Origin of the sequence: Microbacterium azadirachtae, assembly GCF_000956505.1 — a bacterium.
Classification (GTDB): Bacteria; Actinomycetota; Actinomycetes; order Actinomycetales; family Microbacteriaceae; genus Microbacterium; species Microbacterium azadirachtae_A.
In genome coordinates this window covers 52741-71390 of sequence record NZ_JYIX01000029.1, presented here as the reverse complement: position 1 = coordinate 71390, position 18650 = coordinate 52741, and the positions used below count along the sequence as shown (strand labels likewise).

The 18650-nt window shown below is 70.8% G+C and carries 17 protein-coding genes; 11 read left to right on the top strand and 6 right to left on the bottom strand.

Features of this window, described 5'->3' with window-relative positions; translation table 11 throughout:
* Position 1: 1 nt before the first annotated feature.
* Genes RS86_RS05245 through RS86_RS05235 form a run of 3 tightly spaced genes read right to left on the bottom strand, consistent with a single transcriptional unit; the run spans position 2 to position 4082 of the window.
* Positions 2–1303 (bottom strand): sulfatase, encoded by a 1302-nt coding sequence (locus tag RS86_RS05245; protein ID WP_045271161.1) that lies wholly within the window; start codon positions 1301–1303, stop codon positions 2–4.
* The gene (locus RS86_RS05240; protein WP_045271160.1) at positions 1300–2658 is read right to left on the bottom strand and encodes a glycoside hydrolase 5 family protein; all 1359 of its coding nucleotides are present in this window, start codon (positions 2656–2658) and stop codon (positions 1300–1302) included. The genes RS86_RS05245 and RS86_RS05240 overlap by 4 nt, the downstream gene beginning before the upstream one ends.
* Entirely contained in the window at positions 2655–4082 is a 1428-nt protein-coding gene (locus tag RS86_RS05235; RefSeq protein WP_045271159.1) for a sulfatase, read from the bottom strand. The genes RS86_RS05240 and RS86_RS05235 overlap by 4 nt, the downstream gene beginning before the upstream one ends.
* A gap of 172 nt (positions 4083–4254) precedes the next feature.
* Between RS86_RS05235 and RS86_RS05230 the strand changes: the two genes are divergently transcribed.
* The 7 genes from RS86_RS05230 to RS86_RS05205 all read left to right on the top strand — a co-directional run bounded on the left by RS86_RS05230 (position 4255) and on the right by RS86_RS05205 (position 11696).
* The gene (locus RS86_RS05230; protein ID WP_045271158.1) at positions 4255–5550 is read left to right on the top strand and encodes an ABC transporter substrate-binding protein; all 1296 of its coding nucleotides are present in this window, start codon (positions 4255–4257) and stop codon (positions 5548–5550) included.
* Positions 5551–5579: 29 nt separating this feature from the next.
* Positions 5580–6551 carry a carbohydrate ABC transporter permease gene (locus tag RS86_RS05225; RefSeq protein ID WP_045271157.1) on the top strand — a complete coding sequence of 324 codons (972 nt, stop codon included), beginning with the start codon at positions 5580–5582 and terminating at the stop codon, positions 6549–6551.
* Positions 6548–7528, top strand: a complete 981-nt coding sequence (locus RS86_RS05220; RefSeq protein ID WP_082076584.1) for a carbohydrate ABC transporter permease — start codon at positions 6548–6550, stop codon at positions 7526–7528. Before RS86_RS05225 ends, RS86_RS05220 begins: the two co-directional genes overlap by 4 nt.
* Entirely contained in the window at positions 7525–9036 is a 1512-nt protein-coding gene (locus RS86_RS05215) for a family 20 glycosylhydrolase (protein WP_082076583.1), read from the top strand. The genes RS86_RS05220 and RS86_RS05215 overlap by 4 nt, the downstream gene beginning before the upstream one ends.
* Positions 9033–9263 (top strand): hypothetical protein, encoded by a 231-nt coding sequence (locus RS86_RS19805; protein ID WP_052680088.1) that lies wholly within the window; start codon positions 9033–9035, stop codon positions 9261–9263. The genes RS86_RS05215 and RS86_RS19805 overlap by 4 nt, the downstream gene beginning before the upstream one ends.
* The gene (locus RS86_RS05210) at positions 9260–10294 is read left to right on the top strand and encodes a hypothetical protein (RefSeq protein ID WP_052680087.1); all 1035 of its coding nucleotides are present in this window, start codon (positions 9260–9262) and stop codon (positions 10292–10294) included. Before RS86_RS19805 ends, RS86_RS05210 begins: the two co-directional genes overlap by 4 nt.
* A 112-nt stretch (positions 10295–10406) precedes the next feature.
* Positions 10407–11696 (top strand): alpha-L-fucosidase, encoded by a 1290-nt coding sequence (locus RS86_RS05205; protein ID WP_235281626.1) that lies wholly within the window; start codon positions 10407–10409, stop codon positions 11694–11696.
* Between the two features lie 85 nt (positions 11697–11781).
* Here the strand turns inward: RS86_RS05205 and RS86_RS05200 are convergent, their stop codons facing one another.
* Entirely contained in the window at positions 11782–12348 is a 567-nt protein-coding gene (locus RS86_RS05200; protein ID WP_045271155.1) for an HhH-GPD-type base excision DNA repair protein, read from the bottom strand.
* A 79-nt stretch (positions 12349–12427) separates the two neighbouring features.
* Between RS86_RS05200 and RS86_RS05195 the strand changes: the two genes are divergently transcribed.
* Together RS86_RS05195 and RS86_RS05190 are read left to right on the top strand one after the other, a co-directional pair.
* Positions 12428–12898 (top strand): SRPBCC family protein, encoded by a 471-nt coding sequence (locus RS86_RS05195; RefSeq protein ID WP_045271154.1) that lies wholly within the window; start codon positions 12428–12430, stop codon positions 12896–12898.
* Positions 12895–13740 (top strand): metalloregulator ArsR/SmtB family transcription factor, encoded by an 846-nt coding sequence (locus RS86_RS05190; protein WP_082076582.1) that lies wholly within the window; start codon positions 12895–12897, stop codon positions 13738–13740. Before RS86_RS05195 ends, RS86_RS05190 begins: the two co-directional genes overlap by 4 nt.
* 24 nt (positions 13741–13764) lie before the next feature.
* Here RS86_RS05190 and arr read toward each other — a convergent pair whose 3' ends face one another.
* A complete protein-coding gene (gene arr, locus RS86_RS05185; protein ID WP_045271153.1) occupies positions 13765–14175 on the bottom strand; it encodes an NAD(+)--rifampin ADP-ribosyltransferase in 411 nt (136 codons plus the stop codon).
* A gap of 29 nt (positions 14176–14204) precedes the next feature.
* Positions 14205–15539 carry a glutamyl-tRNA reductase gene (locus RS86_RS05180; protein WP_045271152.1) on the bottom strand — a complete coding sequence of 445 codons (1335 nt, stop codon included), beginning with the start codon at positions 15537–15539 and terminating at the stop codon, positions 14205–14207.
* Positions 15540–15955: 416 nt separating this feature from the next.
* Here RS86_RS05180 and hemE point away from each other — a divergent pair, with 416 nt between their 5' ends.
* Positions 15956–17014 carry a uroporphyrinogen decarboxylase gene (gene hemE, locus RS86_RS05175; RefSeq protein WP_045271151.1) on the top strand — a complete coding sequence of 353 codons (1059 nt, stop codon included), beginning with the start codon at positions 15956–15958 and terminating at the stop codon, positions 17012–17014.
* A complete protein-coding gene (locus RS86_RS05170) occupies positions 17011–18561 on the top strand; it encodes a protoporphyrinogen/coproporphyrinogen oxidase (protein ID WP_045271150.1) in 1551 nt (516 codons plus the stop codon). Before hemE ends, RS86_RS05170 begins: the two co-directional genes overlap by 4 nt.
* Positions 18562–18650 lie beyond the last annotated feature (89 nt).

Here is an 18650-nt window from a genome sequence, read left to right as displayed (position 1 = left end):
CTCACAGCCAGGGCGCCGGATCCCAGCCGAAGCTCCGCGCCCACTCCTCGAGCTCGGCGCGCAGCGCGTCCGCGATCTCGGGGTGCTGCGCGGACAGATCCACGGTCTCGGCCGGATCCTCGTCGAGGTTCGCGAGGACGCTGGCGCCGAGCACGAACGGCCCGCCGAGGTGCTCCCGGGGCGACGTCGTGAGCTTCCAGGGCCCGCGGCGGGCGGCCAGCTGAGGACCGTACTCCCAGAACAGCGTGCGCTCCGCCGGAAGCGGTTCGAGCGCGCGGAGCGCGGCCAGCACGCTCGTGCCGTCGGCGTCGTCCGCCGCCGGAGCGCCGATCGCCTCGAGCACGGTGGGCACGATGTCGGTCATCGCGCCCGGCTCCGCCCACTCCGCACCCCGCGGCAGCGCTCCGGGCCAGGAGACGATCGCGGGCACCCTGATCCCGCCCTCGTACAGCGAGCCCTTGTTGCCGCGCAGGCCGCCGGTGGATCCGCCCTGGTAGTCGATCTCCTCGCCGTTCAGCCAGTTGCGACTCTCGGTGGAGGGGCCGTTGTCAGACGAGAAGAACACGATCGTGTCGTCCGCGATCCCCGCCTCGTCGAGCGCATCCAGGATGCGGCCCACGCCGTCGTCCATGGCAGCGATCATCGCCGCCATGATGCGGCGATCGTCTGGCAGGTCCGGGAAGCGGTCGACGTACTCCTTCGGTGCGTGCATCGGATAGTGCGGAGCGTTGAACGGCACGTAGCAGAGGAACGGATCCGCGGCGTTCGCGCCGATGAAGTCCGCGGCCTTCTCCGCGATGACCTCGGTGAGGTAGCGGCCGTTGTCGTACACCTCGCGCTCGTCGTCCCACAGGTCGTGTACCGGGTTCTGGCCCTGGCCCCAGTAGAAGATGTGCGAGTAATAGTCCACGCAGCCGGCGAGGAAGCCGAAGTGCTGCTCGAAGCCCCGGTCGAGCGGGCGGTAACCGGAGCCCGTGCCGAGGTGCCACTTGCCGAAGATCCCCGTGCGGTACCCCTCGTCCTGCAGGCGGGAGGCGAGCGTCGGCTGCGCGGGCAGCCCTGCGGTGCCGCGCTTCCCGCCGAGGATCTCCTGCACTCCGGCGTGCACCGGGTGGCGCCCCGTCAGCAGCGCCGCGCGGGACGGCGAGCAGACGGGCGAGTTCGAGTACCAGTTCGTCAGCCGCACCCCGCGTGCGGCCAGCCGGTCCAGATGCGGAGTGAGGACGTCGTCGCCGCCGAAGCAGCCGACATCGCCGTAGCCGAGATCGTCGGCGTAGATCACGACGATGTTCGGCCGGGTCATGCGGAGACCTCCGCGGCGTCCTCCGCACCGTCGACGACGGTGTTGTTGGAGGAGTAGCTCCCGGATCCGGTGCTCAGATCGGGACGGATCAGGTCGGTGATCCCGCGCGCGGCGAGGTCGGCCGGATCCGCCGCGGTGCGCGAGGTGACGAAGGTCACGTCGAGAGCGGACCCGCAGGCGTCCACCCACGCCTGGAAGATGGCGCCCCCCGGGCTCATTGCGGCACGGCTGACCGGGATCTCGTCCGCGTCGACCTCGATCACGATCGCCGTCGTGCGGGCCGGCGCCTGCTGCCGCGCGCGCAGCTCGGGGATGATCTCCGCGAAGCGCCGCCCGATGGGCTTGGCCTCGCCCTTCTGGTCGATCAGGCCGAGGGAGTATTCGAGCTCGGGGTAGTCGGCGAGTTCGCGGCCCACGTCATGGGAGCACCACCAGGTCACGCCCCAGAGGTTCTCGGTGCGCGCCGCCGCACGCACCGTCGCCTCGAGGAAGTCGGGGGTCTGCTCGGGGGTCAGGCAGTTCGACGGGGCGCCGACCTCCTGCAGCCAGACCGGACGGTGCGGATCCGTCGCGAAGGCGCGAGACAGCTCGATCATGTACTCGGCGTGCCGGTCGCTCGCCGCGCTCCGCCCGCCGTAGCGCTGGGCGGTGCCGTTGAAGATCCACGAGTGCACGGTCGTCATGGCGCCGATGCGGCTGGCGTGCGCCGGCACGAAGCCATGGCCGTCCATGTACCAGGCCGCGTCGTACTCGCTGTGCACGTGCGGGAGCCTCGGAGCGGAGCGCTCCGCCGCGTCCAGCAGCGCGGTGAGCCAGGCCGCGGCCTCATCGGGCGTCACGGGCCACGGGTGCGGGTGCACGGCCGCGGAGAACTGGTTCACCTCGTTGCCGAGCGTGAAGCCGAGGAAGTTCGGGGCGTCGTGCAGGGCCTCGCCGAGGCGCTCCACGAGCGCGACCTGCCCGCTCAGCGCCTGGGGGTGCGTGAACATGTTCTTGTCGTGCCAGGTGAACAGCCACGACGGGATGAAGTCGAAGCTCGACAGATGGCCCTGGATCACGTCGACGCTCGCGTCCATGCCGAACTCGGCGGCGACGTCGACCACGGCGCGGACGTCGGCGACCGCCTTCTCCCGGATGAGGGTCCGGTTCGGCTGCAGCACCGGCCACAGCGGGAAGATCCGCACATGGTCGAGTCCGAGCGCGGCGAGCCCGGCGAAGTCGCGCCGCACGACCTCGAGGTCGAGGTCGAGCCAGGAGTGCATCCACTCCTTCGACGGCGTGTAGTTCGCGCCGAACCGCAGCGGGGCGGCTCCGCTCGGGACGGCGGAGTGTGCGGCGTCGGTGCCGAGGGTCATCGAGTACGTCCTTCCGGGACGGGCTGGCGCGGGTGGGGGGAATCGCCGAGGTCCTGCTGGAGATCCCACAGCTTCAGGGTGAGCTCACGCCGGATGTCGGCGTACGCGGGATCGAGATGCACGCTGGTGAGCTCGTACGGATCCTTCTCGAGGTCGAAGAGCTCCCACTCCGGAGGATAGGACGTGTTGCCCGTATTGGGCAGCCCCATTCCGTCGGCGTAGTAGTAGATCAGCTTGTAGCGGTCGGTGCGCACGCCGTAGTGCGCCCAGACATGGTGCATGTGATCGTCGTGCTCGTAGAACCGGTAGTAGTGGGCGTCGCGCACGGGAGTCGGATCCGCCGCGGTCAGGAGCTCCACGAGGCTGCGGCCCTGCATGCCCTCGGGCGCTGCGACCCCGGCGAAGTCGAGCAGGGTCTGCGCGATGTCGACGTTCGAGACGAGCGCCTCCGTGCTCCCGCCGGCCGCGACGCGGGCAGGGTAGCTGAGCACGAGCGGCATCCGCAGCGACTCCTCGTACATGAACCGCTTGTCGAACCAGCCGTGCTCGCCGAGGTAGAAGCCCTGGTCGGACGCATAGATCGTGACCGTGTCGTCGAACCGGCCCTTCTCGTGAAGGAAGTCGGTGAGCGCCTGCACGCCCTCGTCCACCGCAGCGACGCAGCGCAGGTAGTCCTGCATGTAGCGCTGGTACTTCCACACCGCGCGCTCGGCGTAGCCGAGCTCGGCGGGCGGATCCTCCTTGAGGTCGATGTCCGTGAGGTAGTCGGCGATGCGCATCGTGGCGTGGTGCGCGGGGGTGCCGCGGCCGTCGTAGTCGTCGTCGAAGGTGGGCGGCAGCGGGATCGGATCCGTGAACAGGTCCGCGTGCCGCGGATGCGGAAGCCAGGGGCGGTGCGGGGCCTTGTGCCACACCAGCACGCAGTAGGGCTCGTCGCCCTGCGCCTCCATCCACGCCAGCGCGTGGTCGGTGATGATGTCGGTGACGTAGCCCTCGCGGCGCACCGGGCCGTCCGGCGTGAAGAACTCGGGATCGAAGTACTCGCCCTGATCCGGCAGCACCTCCCAGTGGTCGAAGCCCACGGGATCGTGCTCGGGGCCGTGGCCGAGGTGCCACTTGCCGAACATCGCGGTGCGGTACCCCGCCGCCTTGAGCGCCGTGATGAAGGTCTCGTGGTCGTTCGTCAGATGCGTGGCGAGCGTGGTGACGGCGCTGGTGTGGCTGTAGGTGCCGGTGAGGAACGCCGCGCGGCTCGGCGTGCACAGCGCGTTCTCCACCAGAGCGCGGTCGAAGCGCATCCCGGCCGCCGCGATCGCGTCGATGCCGGGCGTGGTGTTCACGACCGATCCGTAGCAGCCGATCGCATTCGAGGCGTGGTCGTCGGTCAGCACGAACACGATGTTCGGGCGACGGGGACTGCTCATCGCGTTCCTCCTTGAGTCGCTGAAGGGATTTGGTTCACCGTGTCGGCGGTGAGTGGTGCTGTTGGACGACACCGCGTCCTTGTGGCATGCTAGGCACACTATATCGTTTTAGTGATGGGATGCCAGCGCCGGCCGGCGATGCACCCGGGACACTTCGAAGGAGAACACGTCCATGAAGATCCGATCGACTATCGCCGTCGGCATCGCCGCGGTCGCGGCGCTCGCTCTCACCTCCTGCACCGGGGGAGGGGCGGCCTCCGGAGGAGGATCCGCCGACGGCGAGATCAAGGGCACGGTCACGTTCCAGACCTGGTCGCTGAAGAACGACAAGTTCACGCCGTACTTCGAGGACATCGCGAAGAGCTTCGAGAAGGAGCACCCCGGCGTCACGGTCAAGTGGATCGACCAGCCCGCCGACGGCTACGAGGACAAGATCCTGCAGCAGGCCGAGTCGAACGAGCTCCCCGACGTCGTGAACCTGCCGCCGGAGTTCGCGCAGGAGCTCGCCAAGGCCGGCCAGCTCGCCGACCTGAAGAAGGACTCGAAGATCATCGGCGACTACGTCGACGGCGGTGTCGCGGCCTATACCTACGACGGGCTCGAGGGCACCTACGCCTTCCCGTGGTACCTCGGCACCGAGCTGAACTACTGGAACATGGACCTGCTCGGCAAGGCCGGACTCACCGCTCCGCCGAAGACGTTCGACGAGACGCTGGACGCCGCGTCGAAGCTCGGCAAGCTCGGCATCGCGACGCTGTCCGACGTGCCCAGCCCGAAGTCGCTGCAGATCGACATCAGCGACCAGGGCAAGACCTTCGACTTCGTCAAGGACGGCAAGTTCGTCTTCGACACCCCCGAGGCCGAGGCGATCGTCGAGCGGTACGCCGAGCTGTACAAGGAGGGCGCGGTCAGCCCCGAGGCGCTGCAGAACGCCGGCACGGCCAACGCCAACGTCGACAACTTCAACAAGGGCAGCGTCGCGTGGACGACCGCCGGCCCGAACTACATCGACAAGAACCTCGCGGTCAACTCGCCGGCACTGCTTCCCTCGGTCAAGGTGACCGGCGGATTCGGCGAGCCGCCGCTGTTCGTGCAGGGCATCAGCGTCTCCAAGAACGCGAAGAGCCCTGCCGCCGCGGTCGCCTTCGCCGAGTACGTCACGAACGACGCGAACCAGGTCGAGTTCATGAAGCTCGCCGCCGGCTTCTTCCCCGGCACGAAGAAGGCCAACGAGGACCCGTCCGCCTTCGCCGGCACCGCGCAGAACGCGGAGCAGGCCCAGGCGACGACCTTCGCGGCGGCGCAGATGGACAAGGCCCGCGTCCCCGGCGCACCGGGCAGCGGCTACGTCGACTCCATGGAGAACTACGCCAAGCAGCAGATCGCGCTCGCGATCAAGGGCGACATCACGGCGAAGGACGCGCTGAAGAAGGCGCAGGACTACGCCAACCAGAACGTCTCGAAGTGACCCGATGAGTGAGAGGAGGGGGTGAGCAGATGAGAAGACAGCGTTGGTACACGCCGTATCTGCTGGTGCTTCCCGGTGTGGTCTGGGTGCTCGTCTTCGCCCTGTGGCCGTTCCTGAACACGGTGGTGCTCGCCTTCACGGACGCCCGCCCCCTCCGTCCCGTCTCCTTCGTGGGGCTGGACAACTTCACCCGCCTCGCGGGGGACGAGCGGTTCGGCTACGCGCTCACGACGTCGCTCGTGTACGTGCTGGTGTGCGTGCCGCTGCTCACCTTCCTCCCGCTCCTGCTGGCGCTGCTGGTGCGCGCGAAGATTCCGGCGATCGGGTTCTTCCGCACGACGTTCTACTTCCCGGTGATCGCCTCGGCCGTGGTCGTCGCGATCGTGTGGGAGTTCCTGTTCTCCAGCACCGGAACGATCAACTCGGCGCTGACGTTCTTCGGCCTGGCGGACCGGCCGATCGAGTTCCTCTCCGACCGGTGGCTGCTCATCTTCTGCGCGATCGGCCTCACCGTGTGGAAGGGCCTCGGCTACTACATGGTCGTGTACCTGGCCGCCCTCGGGAACGTCGGGCGTGAGCTGCACGAGGCCGCCGCGATGGACGGCGCCGGCGCCTGGCGCCGGTTCTGGTCGGTGACCGTGCCGGGCGTCCGCGGTCCGATGATGCTCGTCTCGGTGCTCATCTGCGTGGCCGCGGTGCGCGTCTTCACCGAGCTGTTCATCCTCTCCTCCGGATCCGGCGGTCCGGGAGGCCGGTCGATGAGCATGGTGATGCTCATCCAGTCGATGGGCAAGGGTCTGAACGGCCAGATCGGCTACGCCTCGGCGATCTCGATCGTGCTGTTCCTGCTGACGCTCATCCCGCTGACCATCGTCGGCATCGCCAACAACGGCGAGATGATCCGCGACGCCCTGGCGGGTCGTCGCACGCGCCGCGACCTGCGTGCGCAGCAGCGCGCCGAGCGCCGTGATGCCAAGGACCGTGCGGAGGTGACGGCATGACTTCCTTCCAGACCCCGGGCAGCGCCGGCGTGATCGAGGAGCAGGCGACGGCCGCCCTCCACGCGGCTCAGGATCCGGTCGGCCGCAGTCGCGGCACCCGTCCGCCGCGGCGCGAGAAGGCGTACCGCACACGCGGATCCGCCGACATCATGAAGCCCTCCCTGGCCGGCCTGATCGGCAAGTACGTGCTGCTCGTCGTCGTCCTCGGGATCATGGTGTTCCCGTTCCTGTGGCAGCTGTCCACGTCGTTCAAAGGATCCGCCGAGAACATCTACGGCTTCCCGCCGAACCTCATCCCGAGCGCTCCCACGCTCGACCACTATGCGGAGGTCTTCCGCACCATCCCGGTGCTCGACTACGCCCGCAACTCGCTGCTGGTCGGCGTCGGCACCGTGATCACCAACGTGATCTTCGCCACCCTCGGCGGCTACGCGCTGGGGTGCCTGAAGTTTCGCGGCAAGGGGATCGTCATGGCGATCTTCTTCTCCACGCTGCTGCTGCCCGGCGAGGTCACGCTGACGAGCCAGTACCTGACGGTCAAGTCCCTGGGCCTGGCGAACACCCTGTGGGGCGTGTTCCTGCCCGGTGCGATCGCCGCGATCAACGTGCTGCTCATGGCCGCCGCCTGCCGGATGATCCCGGCGGACACCCTGGACGCCGCGACGATCGACGGCGCGAACACGATGCAGCGCCTGCGCCACATCGTGTGGCCGAACATCCGCGGCATGGTCTCGGTGGTCGCGCTGTTCGCGTTCATCGGCGCCTGGGACGAGTTCCTCTGGCCTCTCGTGGTGCTGTCGGATCCGGCGAACTACACGCTCACGGTCGGCATGAACTACCTGAACTCGAACTTCGGATCCAACCCGCGCGTGATCGCGGCGGGCACGATGATCGCGCTCGTGCCGATCATCGTCCTCTTCGCCGTCCTGCAGAAGCAGTTCTTCAAGGGCGTCGAGGAGGGGAGCGTCAAGGGATGAGCCCCTCCGGCCGCCCGGGCCCTGAGCCTGTCGAAGGGCGCTGGATGGCGATCCCGCAGCCCACGGCGTTCGAGCCGGCCGGCGGGGTGTGGAGGCCGGAGCGGGTGCGGGTGATCGCGGCGAGCCGGGGGCTGCGCCGGGAGGCCGAGCGCCTCGAGGCCGAGCTGCGGGCCTGCGGGATCGCGGCGGCCGCCGACGTCTCGGATCCGGTGATCCGGCTGAGGCTGAGCCCGCTCGCGACCCGTGATCCTGCCGACGAGTCGTTCACGATCGACGTGGCCGACGACGTCGTGGTGACCGCCCCGTCCGCGGCCGGGGTGTTCCGGGCCACGCGGCAGCTGCTGCACAACCTCCGCGCACAGGGGGCCGTCCCGCAGGGGGTCGTGCACTCCGCGCCGGCGGTCACCGAACGCGGCCTGCACCTCGATGCGGGGCGCAAGCACTATCCCGCGGAGTGGATCCGCGCGCAGCTGCACGCCGCCGCGGACATCGGCGTCAACGTCTTCCAGTGGCACTTCTCGGAGAACCCCGGATTCCGGCTCGAGTCGGCAGCCTTCCCCGAGATCGTCTCGGCCGAGCGGATCAGCCGTGCCGAGGCCGCGGACATCGTCGCCACCGCACGCGACCTGCACGTCGACCTGGTCCCGTCTCTCGACATGCCCGGTCATCTGCAGCACGTGCTGACGGCGCACCCCGAGCTGCGGCTGCCGGAGACGCCGGGGCTGGCGACGGATCACGCCCTCGACATCACCCGCGAGGATCCTGTCCGCTTCGCCCTCGCCCTGATCGACGACATGATCCCGGTGTTCCCGCACAGCACGCGCTGGAACCTGGGCGGCGACGAGTTCGTGGACTTCGACCGGATGGCCGACTTCCCCGCGCTCGCGACGGCTGCGGCGGAGCGCTACGGCGCGCAGGCCACCGGGTTCGATCTGCTCACCGCGTTCGTGAACCGGGTCGCCGTGCACCTGCGGGAGCGCGGCTTCGAGGCGCGCGCGTGGAACGACGGCCTGCTGCGCAGTGCGAGCGAGCGCCTGGATCCCGAGATCGTGCTGACCTGGTGGACGAACTGGAACGCCGGGATGCGTCCGGTCGCGGATGCCGTCGCCGCCGGCCACCGGCTGGTCAACGTCAACGACGCGCTGTTCTACTACGTGCTCGGCGAGAACGCGGGCTACCGCTACCCGACCGCGGAGCGCATCTGGGAGGCCGCCTGGCACCCGGGGCTCTTCCCTGCGCTGTGGGGACCGGACGGGCAGGGCACCGTGCGGCAGGAGCTGGCGCTCCCCTATCCCGCGCTGCTGCTCGGGGCGTCCTTCGCCGTGTGGTCGGACCGGCCGGAGGCGCAGACCCCGGCCGAGGTCGCCGCGGGGATCCGCGGACCACTGCGGGCGATGGCGGAGCGGTCCTGGAACGCGGGATCCGCCCTGTCGCTGGAGGACTTCGCGGCGCTCGACGTCGCGATCGGGGAAGCCACCCCACTCGAAGAAGAGAGAAGGCACGCATGACACGCATGAAACGCACGACAGCCGCCGTCGGACTCGGCGCGCTCATCGCCGGAGTCGCGATCATCGGAGCGCCGTCCGCCCTCGCGGAGACGAGCTCGGCGCCGGTCGGGAACACGTCGCAGTGCTCGGCCGAGCCGCTCACGATGGCGTACTACCGCACCTGGCGCGACGTCACGGTGCCGCAGAGCGCGAACTCGAACCTCCCCGATCCCATGTCACGCGCATGACGGATCTTCCGCCCGAGGTGGACGTGGCGATGGTGTTCGACGCCGGCGCGACCGCCGACACCGACTACTGGCGTGCTCTGCGCGACGAGTACGTGCCCGCGCTGCATGCGCGCGGCACCAGGGTCGCGTACACGCTCTGGATCGACAAGCTCGCGAAGGCGGACATCCCGCTGACGGACCAGGCGTATCGCGACTACGCGCAGAAGCTCGTCGACACGTACGTGACCCCGTACGGCCTGGACGGCATCGACATCGACGTGGAGTCGTACCCGACCGGTGACAACCTGACCAGGGCGATCGGCGTGTTCAACGCCCTCGGCGACATCATCGGCCCGACCTCCGGCTCGGACAAGATCCTCATCTTCGACACCAACCAGAACGGCAGCACTCCGCTGTTCACGGCGGTCTCCTCGAAGGTGTCCTACGTGCTCCTGCAGGCCTACGGCCGCGGCACCGCGGGCATGCAGTCGACGTGGAACACCTTCGCCGACAAGATCGCCCCCTGCCAGTTCCTGCCCGGATTCTCCTTCCCCGAGGAGCAGGACCGCACGCACTGGGGTGACGCCGAGGGGATCTACGACCCCGCGACGGCGCCAGGATCCACGGCCTACGAGTACGCGACCTGGCAGCCGCAGGGTGGCACCAAGGGCGGGTTCTTCGCCTACGCGGTCGACCGCGACGGCAAGGTGTGGGGCGACAACAGCATCACGCCGACCTCCTTCACCTGGATGAAGAACCTCTCCGCCGTGCAGGACGATGCCGCGGGCGTCGCGCCGAAGGCGGCCACGGCCGCGCTCGCCGCGGACCGCATCACGATCCGCGGCGTCGGAGCCCCCGGCGCCACGGTGAGCGTGAAGGTCACCGGCCCGGGAAGGATCCCGACGGCGGCCTCGACGACCGCGGCCGTCGACGGCAGCTGGACGCTCGTGCTCAACCGCAAGCTGACCGAGCCGCAGACGGCCACGATCACGCAGAAGCTGCCGCACACCGGCCCGTCCGCCCCGACCGAGGTGCGCTTCATCGGCGACTGACCGTCGCCGACACCAGAACGGCGCGGGATCCGGCCCGAGGGGGAGGGAGGCCGGGTCCCGCGCTCTGTCCGGCGGATGGATCCCCGCGATGCGCCGGATATCCTCTCCCTCTGTGACCACCATCTCCGCGCAGACCGCCGCGCTGCACCCCGCGCCCGTCCAGCTGCAGTGGCAGCGGGACGGCGTGGGCGTCTTCCTGCACTTCGGGCTCAACACCTTCTTCGGGGTGGAGTGGAGCGACGGCACCCTGCCCGCATCCGGATTCGATCCGGTGCAGCTCGACGCGCGGCAGTGGGTGGCCGCCGCGCGCACGGCGGGAGCCGCGTACGTCGTGCTCACCGCGAAGCACCACGACGGGTTCTGCCTCTGGCCGACTGCGACGACGGACTACTCGGTCGCGGCGAGCCCCTGGCGGGATGGCCACGGCGACGTCGTCCGCGAGCTCGCCGATGCCTGCGCCGAAGCGGGGATGGGGCTCGGACTGTACCTCTCGCCGTGGGACCGGCACGAACCGCGCTACCCGGATCCGGCCGCCTACGACGAGGTGTACTGCGCGCAGCTGACCGAGCTGTGCACGCAGTACGGCGATCTCGTCGAGGTGTGGTTCGACGGCGCCGGATCCGCGGGCCGCGTCTACGACTGGGAGCGGATCACCGGCATCGTGCGGAAGCATCAGCCTGGCGCCGTGATCTTCAACATGGGCGACCCCGACATCCGGTGGATCGGCAACGAGGACGGCCTCGCGGCCGACCCCGTGGAATACGTCGTCGACGTCACCCCGAACGACGTGCACACCGACGCGATGCTCGGCCTCGGCGGGGCGCGGTACCTGCCGCCGGAGTGCGACGTGTCCCTGCGGCACGGCTGGTTCTGGCAGCCCGGGGACGAGCCGAAGAGCCTCGAGCATCTCCTCGGGATCCACTACCGCTCGCTCGGGATCGGCGCGAATCTGCTGCTGAACGTCCCGCCGAACCAGGACGGGCTCATCGACGCCGCGGACCTCGCGCGGCTCGCCGAGTACTCGACTGAGCTGGCGCGGTGGTTCGGCGCTCCGCTCGTGGCGGAGCTCACCGCGCTCGGCGACGGCCGCTGGCGCGCCGACTTCGGGGCGGATGTCGCGATCGATCACCTCGAACTCGAGGAGGAACTCGCAGACGGGCAGCGGATCGCGGGCCATCGCGTGCTCGACGCCAGCGCGGAGGTCTGCGCCGGCGGGACCGTCGGCGTGCGCCGGCTGCATGCGTTTCCGGCCCGCACGGTGCGGTCCCTGGAGATCGTGCTCGACGGGCCCTCTCCCGTGCTCGCCGCCGTGCGGGGCCATCGCACGGGCGTCGAGTCGGCGCCGGTCGTGCCGTCGACCGAGGACTACCGCGCCGACGACGCCGACATGATCATGATGTGAGCCCCCGGTCCCTGAGCGAGCGCAGCGAGACGAAGGGCGCCTGGCCCGGTCCCTGAGCGAGCGCAGCGAGACGAAGGGCGCCCGGTCAGGCTTTGGCAGCAGCCTTCATCGCGCGCTTGTGCTCCCGGACCTTGGTGAGCGACTCGGGTGAGACGATGTCGGCGACCGAGCGGAAGGATCCGTCTTCGCCGTAGGGCGCCGAGGCCTCCCGCCAGCCGTCGCCGGTGAAGCCGTACTGCTTGCCGAGCAGCGCCAGGAAGATCTTCGCCTTCTGCTCGCCGAACCCGGGAAGCGTCTTCAGCCGGCGCAGCACCTCGGCGCCGTCGGGATCCCCCTGGGTCCAGAGGTTCGCGGCGTCACCGTCCCAGTCCTCGACGAGCCTCTGGCACAGGGTCTGCACGCGGGCGGCCATGGAACCAGGGAAGCGATGCACCGAGGGCGACTGCTTGAACGCGGCGAGGAACTCGTCGGGATCGTAGGCGGCGATCGCTGCGGCATCGGTCGCGCCCGTGCGCTGCTCGATCTTGAGCGGACCGGCGAACGCGGTCTCCATCGCGACCTGCTGATCGAGCAGCATGCCTACGAGCAGGGCGAGCGGGTTGTCGCTGAGGAGGGTGTCGGCGGCGGTGTCTCCGGTGATGTGAAGGGCCATGGGACCAGTGTGTCATCGCGTCGTGGAGGAGGGGAGAAAGCTCTTGACATATTCGTCTAGACGAATGCATCATGGATCCATGAACGAGATCATCGAACGAAACGTCTCCGCCTCCCCGCAACGGGTTTGGGAGCTCTGGACCACTCCGGCGGGCATCTCGCGCTGGTGGGCGCCGGACGGCTTCCGCACCGACGTGACCGCCCTCGACCTGCGCCCCGGCGGTGCGCTCAAGTACACGATGACGGCTGTCGCGCCCGAGCAGGTCGCCTTCATGGAGCAGAACGGGATGCCGCTCGCCACGGCGTCGCGCAAGCGCTTCACCGAGATCGAGGAGCCGACGCGGCTCGGGTACTCCTCGCTCATCGACTTCGTGCCGGGCCACGACGAGTACGAGCAGCTCACCGAGATCGAGCTGCAGCCCGCGGTGGACGGCGGCACCCGCATCGTCATGAAGGTCGAGTCCCTGCACGACGACGTGTGGACGCAGCGCCTGCTCGCGGGGCGGGCGAACGAGCTCGACAATCTCGCCGCGCTCGTCGCTGCCGAATGAGCGACCCCGGGGGAGCACCGGCTTCCGGGGATCTCGCGGGCGGGGTCCCCGGATCCGCCGATCCGCAGCGGGCCTTCGCCGCGATGGGGGAGCCGACGAGGTTCCGGATCCTGGAGGTCCTCGCCGCGAGTGCGAGCACCGTCGGGGGCGTCGCAGAGGCGATCGGCGCCCTGCAGCCGCAGACCACGAAGCACCTCCAGGCCCTCGAGGCGGCGGGACTGGTCACGATCCACAAGCTCGGTCGGCGCCGGGTCGTCAGCCTGGACAGCGCCGCGTTCGCGTCCCTCGCGACGTGGCTCGGTGGCTGGGCGCAGGCCGATCGCGACGACCAGGCGCTGCAGGCGTACGGGCGGGCGATCGCTCAGGAGGAGGCGGCCCCCGGCGGCGCTCGTGCTTTCTCCCTCCGCGCCGAGGTCGGCGCGGACATCGATGCCGTATGGCGCGCGTGGACGGATCCGGCATCCGCTGCGCGGTGGTGGGCGCCGCCGCACTTCGATGTGCGCGAGCTCTCGATCGCGCCGGAGGCCGGGGCGCACATCCGGTTCGCACTCGGCGAGCCGGGGGGCGCGACCTATCGTTCGGAGGGGCGCGTGATCGAGGCGGATCCAGGCCGGCGTCTGGTGTTCGCGCTCGCGCCGGTCGACGAGGCCGGGGAGGCGCTCTTCGCCGCTGTGCACACGGTCGAGCTGCGTGCGGCCGGTGACACCACGGTGGTCGACCTGAGGATCGAGGCGGACGGTGTGCGGTCCGGTGCTGTCGAAGCCATCGCCGGGCTCGAGCAGGGCTGGACCCAGCTGCTGCAGGGACTCACCGTGCTGTTCGACGACGGAACCCTCGTCTGAGGGCGAACCCCGGGATCGGACCCGCTAGTTGATGATCTCGCCGCGCTCGTCGGAGAGGAGCGACGCCAGGTGGTCGCGCCAGTCCTGCAGTGCCTCCGGGGCGAGCCGGGGCCAATCGTCGATCTCGGCGACGACGCGGAGCGGATCCGCGCTGCGGTAGGAACGGGTCGGATTGCCGGGGAACTTCTTGTCGGTGACGTTCGGGTCGTCCTCGAACGCGCCGATCGGCTCGACGAGGTACACGCGCGGTGCAGCATCGCCGGCCGCGAGCTCCGCCGCGAGGCCTGCGCCATCGCGCAGCGCCGTGAAGTAGATGTGGTTCATCACGATCTCGGGCCGGTAGTTCGACCGGAACCCCGCCGTGAGGAGGTCGCCAGGCTGCAGATCCGCCTTGGTGCCGTGGAAGAACGGTCCTTCGTCTGTCACGTCGCTCACCGTCTCAGGCTAGTCGCGAGGGGACGGAATCAGGCCGTGGCGGCGTCGTCCTGCTGCGCCTCGACCTCGGCACTGAGGCCGTACAGCGTCTCGACGGCGGCGATGAACTCGGATCCGCGTCCCTGCGCGGCGAGCTCGTGCGCGCGGCTGGTCGGCGCGTGCAGCAGCACGCCCGCGAGGTGGCGCATCGCCTGCTCGACCTGTCCGCCGTCGTCGCCGCGCTTGCGGGCGCGGTCGATCTCGGCCTCGAGCAGCCCGAAGATGTGCCCGCGCAGGGCGACGACGGCCGGGGTCACGCTCTCGCGGGCGCCGACCTCGTGGAACGTCGCGGCGGCGGCGCGCACGATCGAGCGGGCCGCGTCGGTCGCCTGCAGCTCCTCGAGCGGCGCGTGCAGGCGGATCGTCTCGAGGTCGAGCAGGGCGACGCCCTCGACCTCGGCGACGTCCGGCGCCACGTTGCGCGGCATGCCCAGGTCGACGATCAGCTGCGACGGCGTCGCGCCGGCGGAGAAGCCGTGGCCGGGGATCGGGCAGTCGACGGCCGTGCCGTCCGGGGCGGGCAGCGCGGTCAGCGCCGGCCCGCGGCCCTCGCGCAGGATCGCGGCATCGAGCACGGGCTGCTCGGCGCTCGTGCACGTGATCACGATCGAGGCGTGCGCGGCGGCCCGGGCGTACTCCGCCTTGGGCAGCGCGCGGATGCCGTGCTTCGCGGCGAATGCGGCGCCGCGCCCCGAGGGGGAGTGCACGCTGATGTCGTGGGCGCCGCGCTCGCGCAGCGTCGCCAGGGTCACCGCGGCGTAGGCGCCGGTGCCGACGAGCAGCACGCGGGCGGTGCCCCAGTCGGCGATGCGGCTGTCGGCCAGCTCGAGGGCGAGGCGCACGAGCGACCGGCCGGCGCGCCCCAGGGCGGTGTCGTTCTTGACCTTGCGCTGCGCTTCGCTCGCGCGCTGGAACAGGCGCTCCAGCTCGGGGGAGGTCGTGCCGTGCGTGCGGGCCGAGGTGAGCGCGCGCCGCACCTGGCCGGCGATCTCGCCCTCGCCGGAGACCACGGACTCGAGTCCGGACGCGACGGCGAAGAGGTGCTCGACGACCCTGGCGCCGGAGTGCACGGCGGAGGAGGCGTTGAGCGTGTCGGCGGGGATCCCGCTGCGCTCTGAAACGGTGCTCAGGATCCGGGCGACGTCGCTCTCGTCGGCCGTGCCGTCGACGTCGACATAGGCCTCGAAGCGGTTGCAGGTCGCGAGCACGACGGCGCCCTTGGATCCTTCGGAGAGGGATCCGGCCAGGTCATCCGGGGTGCGACTGAGTCGTTCGAGGAGGTCGAAGGGGGCGGTCTTGTGATTCGCCGTGACGCAGAGCAGCACCCTGAGAGTTTACGCTCCGCGCCCTTTGCGGATCCTGGACGCCGTCGCGCGGCGACACGGATCCGACCGGTCTCGGTCTGTTCGTCTCGCCGATTCGGGGCGCGCCACGTCGTTTTGGGGCGCGCCGTGGCCGGGAATCGTGGCCTAGGGCGCCCCAAAGCGGCAGAGGGCGCCCCAAAACCGGCTCGAGGTGACCCCCTGAGCCCTCGGGGCCTCGTCTTCTCGAGAACCCCGATTCGGGGCGCGCCACGTCGTTTTGGGGCGCGCCACGGTCGGGAATCGTGGCCTAGGGCGCCCCAAAACGGCAGAGGGTGCCCCAAAACCGGCTCGGGGTGCCCCAAAACCGGCAGCCCGACGGATCCGACCACCGACGGATCCCCATTCGCTGCAAAGCAGAGGTCGGGGAGAATGGATCCATGCCCCTCAACGACGCCCCGCTGCTGCGCGCCCTCGCCGGAGACCGCCCCGACACCACCCCCGTGTGGTTCATGCGCCAGGCCGGCCGCTCGCTGCCCGAGTACCGCGACCTGCGGGTCGGCACCCGGATGCTCGACGCATGCCTCACCCCCGACCTCGCGGCGGAGATCACCCTGCAGCCCGTGCGCCGGCACAAGGTCGACGCGGGCATCTTCTTCAGCGACATCGTGGTGCCCCTGCGCCTCGCCGGCGTCGAGGTCGAGATCGAGCCAGGACGTGGACCGGTCTTCGCGTCGCCCGTGCGGACCGCGGCGGACGTCGACCGGATCACGGCGATCGACCCGGCCTCGCTCGACACGACGCAGATCGCAGAGGCGGTGCGGCTCGTCGTCGCGGAGCTCGGCGACACCATCCCGCTGATCGGCTTCGCGGGAGCGCCGTTCACGCTCGCCGCCTACCTCGTCGAGGGCGGGCCCTCGAAGGAGCACCTGCGTGCCAGGGCGATGATGCACACGGATCCGGACTCGTGGAACCGGCTCGCGGGCTGGCTCGCGCGGATCTCGCGCACCTTCCTCGACGCGCAGCGCGCGGCAGGGGCGAGCGCGGTGCAGCTCTTCGACTCCTGGGCCGGTTCGCTCAGCCCCGCCGACTACCGGGCCTTCGTCGCGCCGCACTCGGCGGCCGCCGTCGACGGCATCGACGCCCCGGTCATCCACTTCGGCGTCGGCACGGGGCCGTTCCTCGCGGACATGCGCCTGGACGGGCGCGCCGACGCGGTCGGCGTCGACTGGCGCCTGCCGCTCGACGAGGCCGTCGCCGTGCTCGGCGATGACGTGACCGTGCAGGGCAACATCGACCCCGCACTGCTCACCGCGCCCTGGCCCGTGCTCGAGGCGCATGTCCGCGACGTGCTGCGCCGCGGCACCGCCGCCCGCGCGCACATCCTGAACCTCGGCCACGGCGTGCCGCCCGAGACCGACCCCTCGGTGCTCACCCGCATCGTCGAACTCGTGCACGAGGTCGGCGCGGAGTCGGTCGCCTCCGGAGCGGCGCGATGAGCACGCCGGATCCGGGGCGCGTCCCCGGACAGGGGCGCGCCTCCGACCCCGCGCACACCCCGGAGCTCGCCGCGAAGGCGGCGCACCTGCGCGTCGCCGTGGTCGGCGGCGGGGTCGCGGGGCTCGTCGCAGCCGAGTCGATCGCCGCGATCGGCGCGCACGCGACCGTGTTCGAGGCGCAGGAGCGGGCCGGCGGCGCCGTGCAGTCGGGCGAGGCCGACGGGCTCGCCTTCGACGCCGGAGCCGAGAGCTTCGCCGTGCGGGGCGGACATGTGCGGGCGCTCCTGTCCGACCTCGGCCTCGACGACCGCGTCGTCTCGCCGGAGCCGGGCGGAGCCTGGGTCGCGGGGATCCCCGGCGGCGCGGCTCCGCTGCCGAAGGGCGGGCTGCTCGGCATCCCGGCGAACCCCTTCGCCGAGGACGTGCGCCGCGTGATCGGCTGGAACGGCACCTGGCGCGCCTGGCTGGATCGCCTGCTGCCGCCGCTCACGATCGGCCACGACCACAGCCTGGGTCGTCTGGTGCGCAAGCGCATGGGCGCCCGCGTGCTCGACCGCCTCGTGGCCCCGGTCAGCACGGGCGTGTACTCCGCGCACCCCGACGACATCGACGTCGACGTCGCGGCGCCCACTCTGAACGCGGCCCTGACCCGCGCCGGATCGCTCTCCGGCGCGGTCGCCGAGATCACCGGCGGATCCGGGCGCGCCCCCGGTGCGGCGGTGCAGGGCCTCGCCGGCGGCATGTCCGGCTTGGTCGACGCCCTGATCGCCCGCATCGAGCTGCTCGGATCCGAGGTGCGCACCGGCGCTCCGGTCGAGGGGCTCTCGCGCGACGACGACGGCTGGACCGTCCAGGTCGCGGATCCGGATCCGACGGCTGCTGGGTCCGAGACGGCGCCCGAGGGGATCGAGGGCGGCGGCGCCGACCTGTCCGGCGCCCCACTTCGCTTCGACGCCGTGATCGTCGCCGCCGATGAGGCGACGGCGCGGCGGCTGCTCGCTCCGCATGTGCCGGAGCTCGCCGCGGTCGTGGCCGGTTCCTCCCCGCGTATCGAGATCGTCACCCTCGTCCTGGACGCCCCCGAACTCGATGCGGCCCCTCGGGGATCCGGCGTGCTCACGGTGCCCGGATCCCACACCGCGAAGGCCCTCACGCACAGCAGTGCGAAGTGGGCCTGGCTGCGCGAGCGGGCCGGATCCCGGCACGTCGTGCGGGTGTCCTTCGGCTCGGCGGGGGAGGATCCGGCGACCGGCGCCCTCGACGACGAAGCGGCGGGCGCACTCGCACTGGCCGAGGCCTCGGCGCTCCTCGGCGTCGCCCTTCGCCCCGCACAGCTGCGCGGCAGCCACCGGGCGCGGTTCGTGCAGGCGCAGCCCTCCGCGGTGCTCGGCGCGGCAGAGCGGCGCACCGCGGCGTCGGCGGCGGTCGCGGCCGTACCTGGCGTCGCCGCGACCGGGGCGTGGCTGAGCGGCACGGGGCTCGCGCAGGTCGTCCCGCACGCGAAGGCCGAGGCGGAGCGCATCCGGCACGCCCTTCTCTGGGGCTGACGACTCGGACATCGCCGTCGTTCCGCGGTCCTCCGGCCGATAGATGCCGAAATCGGCATACAGGGTTACGCTGGAGGTCCGCAGAGACC

What these genes read in the sequence shown, in the direction of transcription:
- RS86_RS05245 (WP_045271161.1), bottom strand. Translation starts at nt 1,303, where the DNA reads ATGACCCGGCCGAACATCGTCGTGATCTACGCCGACGATCTCGGCTAC.
- RS86_RS05240 (WP_045271160.1), bottom strand. Translation starts at nt 2,658, where the DNA reads ATGACCCTCGGCACCGACGCCGCACACTCCGCCGTCCCGAGCGGAGCC.
- RS86_RS05235 (WP_045271159.1), bottom strand. Translation starts at nt 4,082, where the DNA reads ATGAGCAGTCCCCGTCGCCCGAACATCGTGTTCGTGCTGACCGACGAC.
- RS86_RS05230 (WP_045271158.1), top strand. Translation starts at nt 4,255, where the DNA reads ATGAAGATCCGATCGACTATCGCCGTCGGCATCGCCGCGGTCGCGGCG.
- RS86_RS05225 (WP_045271157.1), top strand. Translation starts at nt 5,580, where the DNA reads ATGAGAAGACAGCGTTGGTACACGCCGTATCTGCTGGTGCTTCCCGGT.
- RS86_RS05220 (WP_082076584.1), top strand. Translation starts at nt 6,548, where the DNA reads ATGACTTCCTTCCAGACCCCGGGCAGCGCCGGCGTGATCGAGGAGCAG.
- RS86_RS05215 (WP_082076583.1), top strand. Translation starts at nt 7,525, where the DNA reads ATGAGCCCCTCCGGCCGCCCGGGCCCTGAGCCTGTCGAAGGGCGCTGG.
- RS86_RS19805 (WP_052680088.1), top strand. Translation starts at nt 9,033, where the DNA reads ATGACACGCATGAAACGCACGACAGCCGCCGTCGGACTCGGCGCGCTC.
- RS86_RS05210 (WP_052680087.1), top strand. Translation starts at nt 9,260, where the DNA reads ATGACGGATCTTCCGCCCGAGGTGGACGTGGCGATGGTGTTCGACGCC.
- RS86_RS05200 (WP_045271155.1), bottom strand. Translation starts at nt 12,348, where the DNA reads ATGGCCCTTCACATCACCGGAGACACCGCCGCCGACACCCTCCTCAGC.
- RS86_RS05195 (WP_045271154.1), top strand. Translation starts at nt 12,428, where the DNA reads ATGAACGAGATCATCGAACGAAACGTCTCCGCCTCCCCGCAACGGGTT.
- RS86_RS05190 (WP_082076582.1), top strand. Translation starts at nt 12,895, where the DNA reads ATGAGCGACCCCGGGGGAGCACCGGCTTCCGGGGATCTCGCGGGCGGG.
- hemE (WP_045271151.1), top strand. Translation starts at nt 15,956, where the DNA reads ATGCCCCTCAACGACGCCCCGCTGCTGCGCGCCCTCGCCGGAGACCGC.
- RS86_RS05170 (WP_045271150.1), top strand. Translation starts at nt 17,011, where the DNA reads ATGAGCACGCCGGATCCGGGGCGCGTCCCCGGACAGGGGCGCGCCTCC.